The organism is Vibrio comitans (assembly GCA_024346835.1).
GTDB classification, from domain to species: Bacteria; Pseudomonadota; Gammaproteobacteria; order Enterobacterales; family Vibrionaceae; genus Vibrio; species Vibrio comitans.
This window is the reverse complement of the sequence record AP024867.1, coordinates 246,234-260,468: the sequence shown is the minus strand read 5'-3', so window position 1 is coordinate 260,468 and position 14,235 is coordinate 246,234. Positions and strand designations below refer to the sequence as shown.

The window sequence follows — 14,235 nt, the reverse complement described above, 5'->3', positions numbered from 1 at the left end:
ATTTCAGATTCCGTTGATCTTGGGCAAACTAGCCCTTGTAATCCCCGCCTATTCACAGAATTATTTTCATAGATTGCTCATAATAAGTACTGGCTTTTGAGATGCTCTGCTGAGCGTCAAGCCTTGTTTATTTTTTCAGGAGGTGAGCAATGTATCGGCAACTTGATGAAGGACGAAGAATACAGATATGGGCTTTGCGCAAAGAGGGCAAGAGCCAAACTGAGATTGCTCAACATCTAGATATTCACCGCTCGACGGTTAGCCGAGAGCTTAATCGCAACTCTGGCCCCTATGGCTACGAACCTAAGCTTGCACAAAGTATGGCTTCATATCGCAAAAAGTATCATCAAGATATTATTGGTAAAGAGTATGAAGAGTTGCTGATTGAACTAAATAAGCAAGGTTTCAACTTTGAAAAAAGCCAAGCATTTATTCTACACCACCACCCAGAACTCCCTGTTGAGGACGTCGATTTACTCTTAAAAAAGAGTGGCCTCTTTATTTGACCTCTTTTTTCAATAAATGTGATGCGAATCACTTGTTGCACTTGCTTAGAGTTAGGGGGAATTGACTAAATCGCTGTTGTTGCACTTGCTCTAATCATCTCTTTTAGGCTCTTATCGTATGCCATTTTTCTTGTTGCACTTGCCTTGGAAAGAGAGAAAATTAGCCTTGTTGCACTTGCTCTTACCTATTTCTTGATGTGGTTTAAGTTGTTGTTTTTATTGGGTTAAATATCTCGTCTTGATGTGTTGATATGACACGGTCAGCACGTATATAGTTGTTTTGAAGCTTCGTAAGTATTGACAACGACACGTAATCAAGGAGCACGACCATGAGAAAATTCAGTCATATAGGAATCCCCACTCAAACCAAGCATGATGGTGAAAACTTTATGCAGGATATCGGCCTTTATGCCACTGACTATGCGAAGAGTGATAATCAAATAGAGTGGTTACGCTTTTTAGATAGCAGTCCTATGCCTGAAGAGCTCAAACAGACCGCACATGTGGCCTATGAAGTCGATGATCTAGATGAGGCACTTAAAGGCCAGAAGATATTAATAGAGCCATTTAGCCCAAATGAATCAGTAAAAATTGCGTTTATATTGGAAGATGAAGCCCCAGTGGAATTAATGCAACAGATTTAAAATATCGCCTTTTCTTGATAGCTAGCATCAAAATTAAATATAGGAAGTAAGGATATGAAAAAGTTTATTAATAATGCTGAAAATATCACAGTTGAACTTCTTCAAGGTTATGCAATGACATTCCCTTCCAAGATAAAAGTGGTATCAGAAAAAATCGTCTCTCGAGTGACTCCGAAAGACCCTAATAAAGTGGCAATTGTAACGCTTGGTGGTGCTGGACATGAACCTGCATTGAGCGGCTATGTTGGAGAGGGTTTACTCGATTTTTCTGTTGTTGGGGATATCTTTGCCGCACCAGGCGCTCCCAAAGTGTTTGAAGCTCTAAAAATGGCAGACCGTCCTGCTGGCGTACTTCTCGTGGTGCTTAACCATGAAGGTGATGTTATGGCAGCTAACATGGCAATGGAAATGGCTAAGAGAGAAGGCATCAACGTTAAAATGCTACTGACCCATGAAGACATTAGCGCAGGGTTAAATGCGGACGTTAAAGATCGCCGAGGATTAGCGGGTTGCGTACCAGTATACAAGCTAGTAGGCGCTGCCGCTGAAGAAGGATTAAGTCTTGATGATGTTCATCGCATAGGTGAGAAGTTTGGCCAAAGTATGGCGACCTTAGCTGTTGCTATGAGCAACGCCACCCATCCACAGTCAGGTATGGCAATCGGCGATTTAGCTAGTGATGAAATGGAAATCGGTATGGGCCAGCACGGAGAAGGCGGCGGTGGTCGAATGAAGATCCAAACAGCTGACGATACAGCTCATATTATGGTTGACCAACTATGCAAGGCCATTGATGTTAAGCCAGGTGATGATCTAATGCTGATGATCAATGGCTCTGGTGCGACAACGCTTATGGAAATGTTCATTGTTGCGCGTGCGTGTCACCTATCGTTGCAAGAAAAACAAGCGAGCGTTGCCCGTTCTAAAGTTGAAGAGATACTGACAGTGCAAGAAATGGCTGGCTTCCAAATGTGTATTGGTAAGTTTGATAGTGAAACTTTGCGCTATTGGGACAAACCTTGTAACGCACCGTATTGGATTCAGCAGTAATCATTGCGTAGGCGCACAAGGTTGCGCCTAGTTTAAGAAATTAGCCCTTCAAGTATGAATTAGTGCGTGTTTTAAATAATTCACGTAGGGCTAACTGTTGCCAAAATATTGGGGGCAATTATGACGGTACTCGACTCAAAGCTGTTATTTAATATGTTCGAACATGCAGCGGAGAATATTCAACAAAATATTGAGTTACTCAATGAATTAGATGGGAAAACAGGCGATGGAGACCATGGAACGACCATGCTTCGAGTGTGCCACTGCATTGTAGATTCACTGAACAGAGAAGAACAAGATTGGAGCAAAAAAGTTGATAACCTCGGCTGGGAAATCTTGAGTCAGGACGGTGGCTCAGCAGGAATGCTCGTGGGCAATTTGTTTATGGGAATTGGTTCTGGTCTTGTCGATGACGAACTTGGCCCTGTAGGAACCGCTCAAGCATTTAAAAATGGTATCGACTTGGTGGTTAAATTCAGTGGCGCTCACCAAGGTGATAAAACCATGCTTGATGCTTTGATTCCTGCAATGCAAACCATGCAAGAAGATGCGATCAGTGGAGTGGCACTTGAAGATATGTTCGAGCATGCTGCCGTAGCCGCAAGGCAAGGGGCAGAAGCAACCAAGGAGATGGTGCCAAAACGAGGCCGAGCCAAAAACATGGGAGCGCGAGCTGTTGGTCATATAGATCCTGGCGCGGTAAGCATGGCAATTCTATTCGAGTCATTTGATGAAGCAATTCACCAAGTGCATTAGGAGCAAATCATGGCAGATAAAGATGGTAACTCGTTGGCAAAAAGCTACGGTTTCGAGACTCCAGCAAGTAACCAACCTTTCTATGTGAAAGGCATGGAAAATGTAGATTGGGGAATGAAGGATAGGCTCAGCCGTATTTTCAGACCTAGCAGTGGCAAAACGGTGATGCTGGCTTTCGACCACGGCTACATAATGGGAGCGACGGCTGGTTTAGAGCGCTTGGATTTGGCGATAGAACCTTTAGCTGAGCATGCAGATGCATTAATGGCGACTCGTGGTGCAATGCGTTCTTGTATTCAACCCACTCATAACAAGCCAGTCATTCTGCGAGCAAGTGCGGGCAGTACGGTGTTGCAAGAGGATATGAGCCACGAGGTAATGGGGGTTGATATTGATGATGCCATTCGAATCAATGCATCCTGCTTAGCAATTCAGGTATTTGTTGGGGCGAAAGGGGAGTGCTCAAGTTTAAATAACTTAGTCAAAGCAATTGATGCAGGGGCGCGATATGGCATACCTACATTGGGTGTCACCGCGGTGGGTAAGGAAATGGAACGAACCAATCGATACTTTATGTTAGCAACGAGGGTGTTGGCAGAGTTAGGCGCACACATAGTGAAGACCTATTACTGCGAAGATTTTGAAAAAGTCGTTGCAGCCTGTCCTGTGCCAATTGTTGTGGCGGGTGGAAAGAAAGTACCGGAGTTAGAAGCGTTGACCATGGCATACAACGCAATTCAAGCTGGCGCCGCAGGTGTTGATATGGGTAGAAATGTATTCCAAGCACAAGATCCGGTGGCCATGATCAAAGCGATCTCTGGTGTTGTTCATGATCAGTTGAGCCCAAATCAAGCTCTAGATTTGTATCACACCGAATTACATATGACGCAATAAGGAAGGTTAAAGATGAAATTTTCACAGTTTATATTTATCCCTGTTATCGTCGCTTTTTTGGCGTTTACGATTCAAATTGTCGATCAGCTATTTTCTCCTATGATGCCTGTAGCAGGAAATGTCGGTTTTGGTTGGATCGCCTTTATAGCTTGGGCCATGTACTTTATGGCAGGCTGCAATATTGATGGGGGCATAAAAACCTTCTGTGGTTATTTGTCCGGTATCGTAGCTTCTATTGCTATCATGGAGCTCGGTGGCGCATTTATCGCGCTTGGTTTTTTTGCCTTTCCTGTCGCTATCTTCTTTGTTGTGATCCCGTGTATTTGTTTAGAAAGGTTTCCTCCATTTGATTTTGTTCCTGCGTTATTTGTGGGTGCAGGAACCTTCTTTGGGTTTATGTCTTATGTATCAGGTGCGACCTACCTTACCGCGACCATCACCGAACTAGTTTATTGCCTGATTGGTTTAGGTTATGGCTGGGTAACCGTGGCTCTGCGTACTCGATACGAGCAGCACGTGGAAGATCAAGTTAAAGAGGGTGAGCATCTACCTCACTGATGACAGCCTCTTCAATATTTCAAAGCTCGGGGTCTCTCGAGCTTTATTTTTTACTAATTCATCGCGTCTGCGTGCGGAGGCATTGCCTAAAGTACAAAAATCACACTAGTCTTAATTGTGGATAGCAATAATCTAGGAGGGATAATGGGATACGTTCTAATCACAGGCGCGAGTGAAGGAATAGGCAGGGCGATTGCCTATAAATTTGCAAGACAGCATCACCCACTTATTTTGGTATCACGCCAAGTAGATAAACTTAATGTTGTTAAAGACGATATTGAAGAGCGCTATGGGGTTGAAGTGATTATTTGCCCTGCGGATCTCGCTGTGCCGCTAGCCGTGGATGAAATGTACGATCGAGCGATGAAGCATGAAATCGAAATTTTCGTCAATAATGCGGGCTTTGGTGATTACAATAGGGCGTGGGACGCGGATGTCGATCAAGTAGCGAGAATGATTGATGTCAATGTTAAAGCGCTCACCCGACTTTCCCTGCGATTCATTCAAGATCATAAAAATAAACCTGCAACCCTGATCAATGTGTCTTCTGCAATGGGCTATGCCATTTACTCAGATGCGGTGGCGTATTCTGCAACTAAATTCTATGTATCAGCGTTTACCGAAGGCATTGCCCAAAACCTCAAGGAAGGCGCTTTTCCACTTAGGGTCAAGTTACTTGCCCCAGGCCCTGTTACTACAGAGTTTGAAAAAAATGCCATCACAAAATCCAGCATGAGCGAGAATGAGTGGGAAGGGCCACACACGGCAGAAGAGATGGCCGATTTTGCGTATCGTTTGTATGCCAGTGATCAGATCGTTTCTCTACGAGAAGGTGAAACTATGCGAATTCAAGACCCATTGTTTGGATACGAATAGAGCAAATTGATTGGTGCTTGTCGCTATTTGTGATGAGTGACTGACAAAGGAGCATCACAAGTACTTTCACCATGATCGGGTTTCGATATAATTCTCAGTCTATTTACAGTTCGCACTGATGTGCAGATGAGTTGAACATGCTTGAGAATCTAACGTGAAAAAGCTGTTGTTGTTGCTAGATAGTATGATCTACTTTGATCGTCAGGTACTCAAAGGTATCCAGGCTAAGGTCGAAGAACTGAGTCTCAAGGTTGAGCTACATCTCGAGTCCTACACGGATAACGAGTATCTGCGCTCCCAGAAGTGGGACTACGTTATCGCTGATCTTAATAAGCCCAACGTCATCGATGCCCTTCAAGAGCTTAGCCCCCATACTTTAGTATTTAGAAATCATGACGGTGGAGAAATACCTGCAGGCTATTCTTCTGTAACCGTAGATAACTTTGGCCTCGCTGATACGGCTCTGCAAAGCTTTAAAAACAGTGGCTATCAAGCTGTCGGTTACTACACCAGCCAACAAGATAAAAATGCACAATGGTGTTTAGAGCGCCATGCCGGTTTTATTCAGTCTGCTCATACCGGTGGCTTTGCCATCATAGATGATATTGAACAAGCCATTGCTAATAAGCAATTCCCTTTAGGGGTGTATTGCTCTTCAGATCGCTCGGCAAGAAAGCTCGTCAATTTTTGTTATCGTCAGTCAGTCAGTGTCCCAGAGCAGGTCTCTATTATCGGCACAGACTATGATGATACCGAACGGATGCTGTCTTCTATTCCTCTCAGCTCCGTTGCCCTAAATCCTGTTGAGCTTGGTAAGCTTTGCATTGAAACACTATTTAAAGCGGTCAGATACAAGAGAGCCTATCAAGAGGTATTCTCTTCTTATGAACTGATCCATGGTCGTACAACGTTATCCGCACTTAAGCTTGATACTATTTTGGTCAAGGCTGAAAGCTTCATTCGAAATAACTTTCATCGAAACATTAAGATAAAGCAGGTGACTGATTATTGCCGAGTGTCTCGAAAAACCTTAGACAGTCGCTTTATAGAGAGCTACGGCGAAACGGCACATCAGTTCATTACTAGGCAAAGACTCGATAAAGCCAAACAATTGCTCGTCTCTACCGAAGACAGTATTGATGCCATCGCCAAGCAGTGTGGCTATCCAAATCAGAGCTATCTTTCTCAGGTATTTTTGAAGCAGTTAAGCATTACACCAAATCGATATCGTCAGCAAAGTGAGCAAGCAAAGCTCTAAAAGATGTGTTAGTTATTTAGCAAGACAACCTTTAAATTTTATATATTTGGTAAGTTGAATTATCAATTTTATAACTGCGTTTCACTGAGCAGAATTTCCCACCATTAATCACGATAATCCATTGCATTGATTAAACGGAGTATCGTGATGACCCTATACAAAGATGCATCATTCTCAACCCAAGAAAGGGTTGCCGACCTAATGGCGAGAATGACGATAGAAGAAAAAATTGCACAACTTGGCGCTCAATGGCTAATTCTAGATCCACAAGGTGAGCACAAAGAGCGAGAGCTCGAAATGAGTGACAGTGAGTCTGGGCGCACTTTAAGCGACAAATTAAAACTTGGTATCGGCCAGATCACTCGCCCGCTAGGTACTCACACCGTTTCGCCAGTCGATGGCGTTAAAGCACTCAATGAGCTTCAAAAATTCTTAGTAGAGGAGACTCGTCTTGGCATTCCAGCTATCTCACATGAAGAATGCCTTGTTGGTTTAATGAGCTCAGAAGCGACCCTATATCCGTCTTCCCTTAACTATGGGCATACTTGGAACCCAGAGCTGATCTACCACGCGGCTAGTGATATTGGCCGTCAGGTGCGAGCGGTTGGCGCAAAGCAAGGGCTTGCTCCGGTGCTAGATGTATCGAGAGATGTTCGCTGGGGACGCACTGAAGAAACGCTAGGTGAAGACCCATACTTGGTTGGGGTTATGGCAACTGAGTACGTCAAGGGCTTGCAAGGGGAAAACAGAGACCTTTATGCAACCCTAAAGCATTACGTTGGTCACTCCGCAAGTGAAGGCGCACGTAACCACGCTCCCGTTAACCTAGGCTTTAAAGAACTCAACGATACCTTCATGTTGCCATTTGAAATGGCAGTAAAACTAGGCAATGCGGGTTCGGTTATGCCGGCTTATCATGATATCGACGGTGAGCCATGCCATGCTTCCCATTACCTACTCACCGAAGTATTGCGTGAGCAATGGGGTTTTGATGGATTGATTGTGGCCGACTATGGCGGTATTGATTTACTTGCGGCTCACCATGCTGTGGCTGCGGACAGCACTGAAGCAGCAGCACTTGCTTTTAATGCTGGTCTGGATGTTGAACTCCCAGATGATGCTTGCTCCAATCGCTTGACCAAGGCGCTACAAGCAGGACTTATCACGGAAGAAACCATCAATACAATCGTCGAGCGCATCTTGAAGACCAAATTTGAGTTTGGTTTATTTGAGAACCCTTACACTGAGATCCCAAGGGAGCCTTTGCACAACGAAAAGAGCACTGAGCTTAGCTACAAAATTGCCAGTGAATCTACAGTGCTGCTAAAGAATGACGGCACTCTACCTCTGTCTAAGCAAACACCTATCGCAGTTGTGGGCGCAACAGCAGATGATCCATTAGCTTTACTGGGTGGCTATAGCTTCCCTGTGCACCTTATCCTCAGTGATACCGACAGTGGTGAGCTGAACTCAAATACCCTTTTGCAGAGCCTAAAACAATCCTTTGCAACAGTGGACTATGCAAAAGGCTGTGACATCCTGACCGAACGTCGAGCTAATGCGCCAGTATTCCCTGGCGATGTCAGTATGGCTATTGCCCAAGACCAGACTTCACCGGTGAGCAAAGATACTTCATTCATTCAGCAGGCTGTGGATGTGGCACAACAAAGCGAAGTTATTGTGGCATGTGTGGGTGATTTGGCGGGCTTGTTCCAGACAGGCACTATTGGGGAAGGCTCTGATACAGATAGCTTAGAGCTTCCAGGTGTGCAACGTGAAATGCTTGATTCGCTGTTAGATACAGGAAAACCTGTCGTTGTGCTAGTTACAGGCGGTCGCCCATATCAGTTGGGTAGAGCGGAGGATGAAGCGAGCGCTATTTTATATGGATGGGCACCGGGCCAAGAGGGGGCAAACGCGATTGCCGATATCCTTAGTGGCGAGGTGAACCCAAGTGGTAAGTTAACGCTATCGATCCCAAAAAATGTTGGTGCTGTACCTTATTTCTACAATCACAAACTGAAGAGCGCAGGTACTCCAATTGCCTATCACTTTGGTTCTGCGTACAACTTCGGATTTGGATTAAGCTACACCCAGTTCGATTATAAGGATGTCGATCTAGCGAGTAATTGCGTGGAACTTGATGGCAGTATCGAGGCATCAGTAACCATTACTAACACCGGTGACCGAGCAGGTGCAGAAGTGGTGCAGCTCTATACTAGAGACAAGCTGTGCTCAGTGGTGCGTCCAGTGAAAGAGTTAAAAGGTTTCCACAAAGTATGGCTAGAAGCAGGCGAAAGCAAGCGCATCACCTTCAGCCTGCCAGTAGATATGCTTAACTTTACCAACGCCAAGCATCAACGCGTTGTTGAAGGTGGTGAATTTGAAATTATGATTGGCCGATCATCTAGCGAGATTGAACACAGCGCTATCGTTAACGTTAATGGCAAGGTGAAAACCTTACCTAAACATTGGCGCATGATCTGTGAAACAAAAGAAGTTCAGTCGGCGTAAGCCTCTAAACACAACAGGCCTTAATTCAAGCCACTCTTGCGAGTGGCTTTTTTGTTTGTGCGTGATACCATTCCGCAAGTTTTCGAGCCATAGCCTATGCTATTGCTGTCCATCCGTTTTTAATGAGTAATCTATGCCATTTTCCAAGCTTGGTTTAAGCACCCCTATCCTCAATGCCATCAATAAAGTTGGTTACGACAAGCCGACTTCTATTCAAGAAAAAGCGATACCAATTGTTTTAGAAGGTAAGAACCTGATTGCCGCTGCGCAAACAGGCACGGGAAAGACGGCGAGCTTTGTATTGCCAATCTTAGAGATGTTGAGCAAGGGTGAAACTCAGCGTAAGAAACGTATTCGCGCTTTGATCGTGGTGCCAACGCGTGAGTTGGCGATTCAGGTGGATGAAAAGATCAAGCAGTACGCCGAGGAGACTAAGCTAACCTCTATGGCAATGTATGGCGGAGTAGAGTATCAACCGCAGAAACAAGGCCTTATCGATGGTGTGGATGTGCTGGTTTCAACACCGGGACGCTTGATTGATCTTTATGGTCAAAAAGCAGTGTACTTTGAAGAGGTTGAGGTACTGGTACTTGATGAAGCTGATCGCATGTTGGATATGGGCTTTATTGAAGACATCAACAAGATCATTGCTCGCCTGCCGCAAGATATTCAAAACCTGTTGTTCTCTGCGACTCTATCTAACCCAGTTCGCGATCTCGCAAAGAGTGCAATTAACGAAGCGGTAGAGATCTCTATTGCTAAGCACAGTGCATCAAAATCAAATATTGAGCAGTGGTTAGTAACGGTAGATAAAGACAAGAAATCTTCTTTGCTCGCTCACATGATTAACGAGTATCAGTGGGATCAAGCCCTTATCTTCATTGAAACCAAACATGGCGCAGCTAAGCTTGTCGCTCAACTTGAAAAGCGTGGCATTTCTGCTGAACCATTCCATAGTGGCCGCAACCAAAAGGTTCGTGCTCAGTTACTTGAAGACTTTAAAGCGGGCAAGATCCAGTACATGATTGCCACCGGAATTGGCGCTCGTGGTATTGATATTGACGGCCTTCCGCGAGTGATTAACTATGATTTGCCTTATCCTGCGGATGAATACGTGCATCGCATTGGGCGTACTGGTCGAGCAGATAAGAGTGGTGAGGCGATCTCTTTTGTATCCAAGGATAACTTTAAGAACCTGTGCATGATCGAAAGCCGTTTAGGCCACTTGATTGAAAGACGTGAGGTAGAAGGTTTTGCACCTCGTAAAGAAGTGCCAATTTCGATTCTAAATTATGTGCCAAAACATAAAAGAGAACCTAAAGATTAGGTCTAGTTAATCCTACTGATGGGGAGAAATCATGGCTAACGCAGACAAACAGAAGGTAAAAGATCTATTAGTAGCAACGCGTTATGGTATCTCCGCATCTGAGATGAAAACCGTTATTGATGTTGAGCAAGAAGCCGCGTTAAGAATTATTGCGGAACTGAAGAGTGATGGCGAGGATATTCAAAGTCTCGGGGAAGGGATGAACCCTGAACACTTGGTGCTCTACTCTATCGGAGACATAGAACCTTAATTAACATCAATCTTAGAGTGATCGTCTTGTTCATACAAAGCGTAATCAGTGAACAGTCTACGTTAATTAGGTAGGGAGAGCGTAATGAAAGGAATGTTCCTTCTGCCGTTGGTGGCGACGTTTAGTGTTTTTGCTTCAAGTCATGATGGGAATCAGATGAATCAACTTTCTGAGATGAAATGGCAATACCGTGTGTTACTGATTCAGTCCTCCGTGAGTGTTTCTTCAGAGTTGCGTGATGCCACTAATGGGATCATAGAGAGAGATCTTGCCTGGTTTGTTATTTCGCCGGATAACATTCATTCAAATATCGAAAAGCCTTTGTCACAAAACCTACAAGACGAGCTTCGCCATGAAAGTAGTAGAGCAAACGTGGTCTTGATTGGCAAAGACGGTGGGGTGAAAAAGGTAGACGACGAACTCAATCTACCTGATGTCTTTTCTACTATTGATGAAATGCCAATGCGGCAAGCTGAAATGAGGCAGTAAACCTAGAGGTGACAGCACTTTTTGAGTCCCTTCACATCGTCAAAGAACATCTCAAATTAGTACTGCTGAGACTGTTCAGCGTGTACTCTATTACAAATCTCACGAAACTCCACCCAAGCTTCGTCAAAGCCATTTAATGAAGCTTGTTGGTGATATTCAGCACCAAAATAGCCATCAGTTTTGAATTCGACTCGCTCGGCGTTTCGTAGAGCGACAAGTAGCTTTTTCACTTTATCAGTATCTGTGTGAGTAAGCTCGCTGTATAAACTGACCTCAGACTTTTCTCTATTGTCATCAATATCTTTTAGGGTAATCCAAGAATCAAGGTTGTGCTCATTCATATCCAAGATTCCGTGCTCATTTCCCGTAGTCCAAAGCACTGTGCCTAGTCCTTCTCTTCTTAGGTATCCGGGAAACTCAATAGTTAAACGCAAAGAGTTAGCACTATGGCAATCTAGCCAGATACTTTTCGAAGAATAGTTCGTCATTCGAGCGACATTTTCACCCGTATATTTGTTCACGGATTGCTCTACTTGCCAAGAGGCACTTGCGTGCGTAGATAGCACTAAGCTTGATGCAGTAAGTATATGTTTTAGTTGAATCTTCATTGATATCCGTATGCTTGATGATTAGAAAGCGAGAGTTATAGGAATACATTTTACGCGCTCAAAACGAATCCGTTTCTCATATTCGTCATATTAACAAGATTTTAATACTTTTTGATGTGCGAATGAGTGCAAAAAGGGGATATAAGTGAGTGTTTAGATGAGAGATAAAAAGTGAAGCCCAGTAATCACCATGGTTCAGCCTTGATGATTACCGGGTTAAATCTAATTAACTTATGCAGTAACCGCTTCTTGAGGCGCGCTTGCTGCTAGTGCTGGTTTACCAACAGGTAAGATAGTGCGGCCATACTCGGCGTTTAGCACTTGAGCCATTGCAAAGTAGATTGCAGATGCGCCACAGAAAATACCTTCGATACCAGCGATGAAGCCGATAGTACTATTGCCCGTGAAATCGTGAGCGGCAAGTAGGAAGAATAGAACGGTAAGCGAACCGAATACTACTTGCTTAGCGCGTGGGTAACGAAGTGAACCAATGAACATGAAGCCTGTGAAAATGCCCCATAAAACAAGGAACCAAGCCATAAATCCTGCAGGGCTTGCTGGCAGACCCATGTACGGCATAACAATAATGCCGACTAGTGTTAGCCAGAATAGGCCGTAAGAGGTAAACGCTGTGGTACCGAAAGTATCACCACGTTTAAAGCACATAATACCAACAATAACTTGGCTCAAACCACCGTAGAAGATACCCATAGCTAGGATCATAGAATCCATCGGGAAGAATCCCGCATTGTGGATGTTCAGTAGAATGGTAGTCATACCAAAACCCATTAGCCCTAGTGGGGCTGGATTAGCCAGTTTGTTTGACATCTAGTTACCTTATTCAAAAATGTGCGTAAAAAATCAACGGTGAGTTTAATTGCTTATGTCACAAATAGGAAAAGATCTAACTGCAATCTAAGATTTTGATTTTGGATGTATAGATTTTCATATAAAAATATCAAGTGCTTAGCTCATTAACTCCCCAACTATCAACTATGTGCAAAGCCAATGCGACACAGAGAAAGGAAAGCCTAGCCTCCTGTAAATAAGGGCCTGTTATTCATATCGCACTATACTTTCCTCGAACCTCAGAGGTTAAGCAGTACTCTGATTAACAACGGAGGCGAGTGAAGAATATGAAAAAAGGCTCTTCAATCATCCGCTTAGCTTCTCTAGTTCTTGTCACATCCGTACCCGTGACTTGGGCTCACCTTCCTTCTTATGAAGGGGAGCGTGTGAGAAACAGTGGTCACTTCGAGACCGAAGGGTTTTCGCAACCTGTTCGAGGTGAATGTTTACCTTATGCAAATGGCCCTACCGACCCTAATGCAGGCTCTGCCAATATTTACTTAGGGGATGCCAACGATCCACCAAACTTCTTTTGTGCTTTTACCAATCAAGATGACTGGAGCTTTGAGTATCCAGTAGACATCATAGAACGCTCCCGCACCCCAATGCCCGATTATGCCGAGGCAATCAGTTTCCTTCCTGCAGTTGATAGACGATCCTATCTAGAAGAGGGATACATACCGTGCGATCCTGATGGGGGGTATGATCAGTGCCCTCGAACCTTCGTTAATCCAATGTCGGGTGAGACAACGTCAGTCCCGGGGATTTGTATAGATGTTCCCAAACCAGATGATCCTAAGGATTGGGAAGCGCGAGAATATGCTGAAGAAAAGGGTATGGAGTATATCGCAGTGCCAGATGGCAATTATCACTGTGCTATTGAATCGGGTTCACCAAGGCCGCGTACTAGCTCAGTGCTGATGTCGACCTTGACCGGTATCGATGATGTGGATTGGGCTGTGTATGACTATAAAGCCTACTACAAACAGCAACCAATAGTGGCCGCGCCACAGGTTCCTGCTTGTGAGGAGAATCTTACTCAGTTTGTCACCTTTGCGTATGCGGGTCCACTTGGAATGAAGGACGCTCGCTCCCCTAATACAAAGCTTTTTATACCACTAGAGGACGCGGGCAACCTTCCTGATGAAGTGATGGATAAGTTGCCAGGCAACTATGGCATTAGGGTCATTCGTCCAGATACATTCAGGCCCAATCGTAACAACCCACGTATCGGTTATGCCTCTGGATATGCCCAGAATGCTTGGCTACTTGCGCCACACTCCATTAAGGAGTGCATAGATAGCTTCGAGAAGTGCTTGGAAGTGCCGGAGCTCAACAGCCACTATGTAGGCAATGACATCTTCTTCATCGAGGAAGAGCAGAATGTGCGGCTCTATCTCATGTGGTGGATTGACAGCAACTCTCGTTCTCGCTGGGAAAAATTTAGGAATCAGTACCGACTGTATGATGTTTCTATCACTACGGGTGTGATCGACCAGTTTTTACTGGGTGATTTCATCAGTATCAGTCAAAGCGGGCCGTTTACAGGTAATGGTCGTTATGTGCATGGCAAATGTAGCGACCCACGTAGACGTGGTCAGGTGGATATGACCATAGAGACGAATTAGTACAGTTAACGAACCTATAGAATAATTA

General features: G+C 44.5%; 15 protein-coding genes. 13 read left to right on the top strand and 2 right to left on the bottom strand.

Translation table 11 applies throughout. From position 1 onward, the window contains the following. Window positions 1–149: 149 nt before the first annotated feature. The 12 genes from OCU46_RS15005 to OCU46_RS14950 all read left to right on the top strand — a co-directional run bounded on the left by OCU46_RS15005 (window position 150) and on the right by OCU46_RS14950 (window position 11,122). A complete protein-coding gene (locus tag OCU46_RS15005; RefSeq protein WP_141271961.1) occupies window positions 150–506 on the top strand; it encodes a helix-turn-helix domain-containing protein in 357 nt (118 codons plus the stop codon). 329 nt (window positions 507–835) lie between these two features. Continuing rightward, on the top strand, window positions 836–1,150 hold the full coding sequence (locus tag OCU46_RS15000) for a VOC family protein (RefSeq protein WP_141271962.1): 315 nt from the start codon (window positions 836–838) through the stop codon (window positions 1,148–1,150). 54 nt (window positions 1,151–1,204) lie between these two features. Then, window positions 1,205–2,200, top strand: a complete 996-nt coding sequence (locus OCU46_RS14995) for a dihydroxyacetone kinase subunit DhaK (protein WP_141271963.1) — start codon at window positions 1,205–1,207, stop codon at window positions 2,198–2,200. A gap of 120 nt (window positions 2,201–2,320) precedes the next feature. Beyond that, entirely contained in the window at window positions 2,321–2,956 is a 636-nt protein-coding gene (locus tag OCU46_RS14990; RefSeq protein ID WP_141271964.1) for a dihydroxyacetone kinase subunit L, read from the top strand. Between the two features lie 9 nt (window positions 2,957–2,965). Further along, window positions 2,966–3,850 (top strand): 3-hydroxy-5-phosphonooxypentane-2,4-dione thiolase, encoded by an 885-nt coding sequence (lsrF, locus tag OCU46_RS14985; RefSeq protein ID WP_141271965.1) that lies wholly within the window; start codon window positions 2,966–2,968, stop codon window positions 3,848–3,850. Between the two features lie 12 nt (window positions 3,851–3,862). Beyond that, on the top strand, window positions 3,863–4,408 hold the full coding sequence (locus OCU46_RS14980) for a DUF1097 domain-containing protein (protein ID WP_141271966.1): 546 nt from the start codon (window positions 3,863–3,865) through the stop codon (window positions 4,406–4,408). A gap of 144 nt (window positions 4,409–4,552) precedes the next feature. After that, window positions 4,553–5,284, top strand: coding sequence for an SDR family NAD(P)-dependent oxidoreductase (locus tag OCU46_RS14975; protein WP_141271967.1), 732 nt, complete (start codon window positions 4,553–4,555; stop codon window positions 5,282–5,284). A 154-nt stretch (window positions 5,285–5,438) separates the two neighbouring features. Beyond that, window positions 5,439–6,542 (top strand): helix-turn-helix domain-containing protein, encoded by a 1,104-nt coding sequence (locus tag OCU46_RS14970; protein ID WP_141271968.1) that lies wholly within the window; start codon window positions 5,439–5,441, stop codon window positions 6,540–6,542. 147 nt (window positions 6,543–6,689) lie between these two features. Continuing rightward, a complete protein-coding gene (locus OCU46_RS14965) occupies window positions 6,690–9,056 on the top strand; it encodes a glycoside hydrolase family 3 N-terminal domain-containing protein (protein ID WP_141271969.1) in 2,367 nt (788 codons plus the stop codon). 133 nt (window positions 9,057–9,189) lie between these two features. Next, window positions 9,190–10,383, top strand: a complete 1,194-nt coding sequence (locus OCU46_RS14960; RefSeq protein ID WP_141271970.1) for a DEAD/DEAH box helicase — start codon at window positions 9,190–9,192, stop codon at window positions 10,381–10,383. Between the two features lie 31 nt (window positions 10,384–10,414). Continuing rightward, entirely contained in the window at window positions 10,415–10,633 is a 219-nt protein-coding gene (locus OCU46_RS14955) for a hypothetical protein (RefSeq protein WP_141271971.1), read from the top strand. Between the two features lie 84 nt (window positions 10,634–10,717). Beyond that, window positions 10,718–11,122: a DUF4174 domain-containing protein gene (locus OCU46_RS14950; RefSeq protein ID WP_141271972.1), complete on the top strand. Its 405-nt coding sequence runs from the start codon at window positions 10,718–10,720 to the stop codon at window positions 11,120–11,122. Window positions 11,123–11,178: 56 nt separating this feature from the next. On the opposite strand, the gene OCU46_RS14945 is transcribed toward OCU46_RS14950, so the two are convergent. Then, window positions 11,179–11,730 (bottom strand): hypothetical protein, encoded by a 552-nt coding sequence (locus tag OCU46_RS14945; protein WP_141271973.1) that lies wholly within the window; start codon window positions 11,728–11,730, stop codon window positions 11,179–11,181. A gap of 231 nt (window positions 11,731–11,961) precedes the next feature. Beyond that, window positions 11,962–12,558, bottom strand: coding sequence for an acetate uptake transporter (locus OCU46_RS14940; RefSeq protein ID WP_141271974.1), 597 nt, complete (start codon window positions 12,556–12,558; stop codon window positions 11,962–11,964). Between the two features lie 299 nt (window positions 12,559–12,857). On the opposite strand from OCU46_RS14940, the gene OCU46_RS14935 reads away from it, so the two are divergent. Next, a complete protein-coding gene (locus OCU46_RS14935; protein WP_141271975.1) occupies window positions 12,858–14,207 on the top strand; it encodes a hypothetical protein in 1,350 nt (449 codons plus the stop codon). Window positions 14,208–14,235 lie beyond the last annotated feature (28 nt).

What these genes read in the sequence shown, in the direction of transcription:
- OCU46_RS15005 (WP_141271961.1), top strand. Translation starts at nt 150, where the DNA reads ATGTATCGGCAACTTGATGAAGGACGAAGAATACAGATATGGGCTTTG.
- OCU46_RS15000 (WP_141271962.1), top strand. Translation starts at nt 836, where the DNA reads ATGAGAAAATTCAGTCATATAGGAATCCCCACTCAAACCAAGCATGAT.
- OCU46_RS14995 (WP_141271963.1), top strand. Translation starts at nt 1,205, where the DNA reads ATGAAAAAGTTTATTAATAATGCTGAAAATATCACAGTTGAACTTCTT.
- OCU46_RS14990 (WP_141271964.1), top strand. Translation starts at nt 2,321, where the DNA reads ATGACGGTACTCGACTCAAAGCTGTTATTTAATATGTTCGAACATGCA.
- lsrF (WP_141271965.1), top strand. Translation starts at nt 2,966, where the DNA reads ATGGCAGATAAAGATGGTAACTCGTTGGCAAAAAGCTACGGTTTCGAG.
- OCU46_RS14980 (WP_141271966.1), top strand. Translation starts at nt 3,863, where the DNA reads ATGAAATTTTCACAGTTTATATTTATCCCTGTTATCGTCGCTTTTTTG.
- OCU46_RS14975 (WP_141271967.1), top strand. Translation starts at nt 4,553, where the DNA reads ATGGGATACGTTCTAATCACAGGCGCGAGTGAAGGAATAGGCAGGGCG.
- OCU46_RS14965 (WP_141271969.1), top strand. Translation starts at nt 6,690, where the DNA reads ATGACCCTATACAAAGATGCATCATTCTCAACCCAAGAAAGGGTTGCC.
- OCU46_RS14960 (WP_141271970.1), top strand. Translation starts at nt 9,190, where the DNA reads ATGCCATTTTCCAAGCTTGGTTTAAGCACCCCTATCCTCAATGCCATC.
- OCU46_RS14955 (WP_141271971.1), top strand. Translation starts at nt 10,415, where the DNA reads ATGGCTAACGCAGACAAACAGAAGGTAAAAGATCTATTAGTAGCAACG.
- OCU46_RS14950 (WP_141271972.1), top strand. Translation starts at nt 10,718, where the DNA reads ATGAAAGGAATGTTCCTTCTGCCGTTGGTGGCGACGTTTAGTGTTTTT.
- OCU46_RS14945 (WP_141271973.1), bottom strand. Translation starts at nt 11,730, where the DNA reads ATGAAGATTCAACTAAAACATATACTTACTGCATCAAGCTTAGTGCTA.
- OCU46_RS14940 (WP_141271974.1), bottom strand. Translation starts at nt 12,558, where the DNA reads ATGTCAAACAAACTGGCTAATCCAGCCCCACTAGGGCTAATGGGTTTT.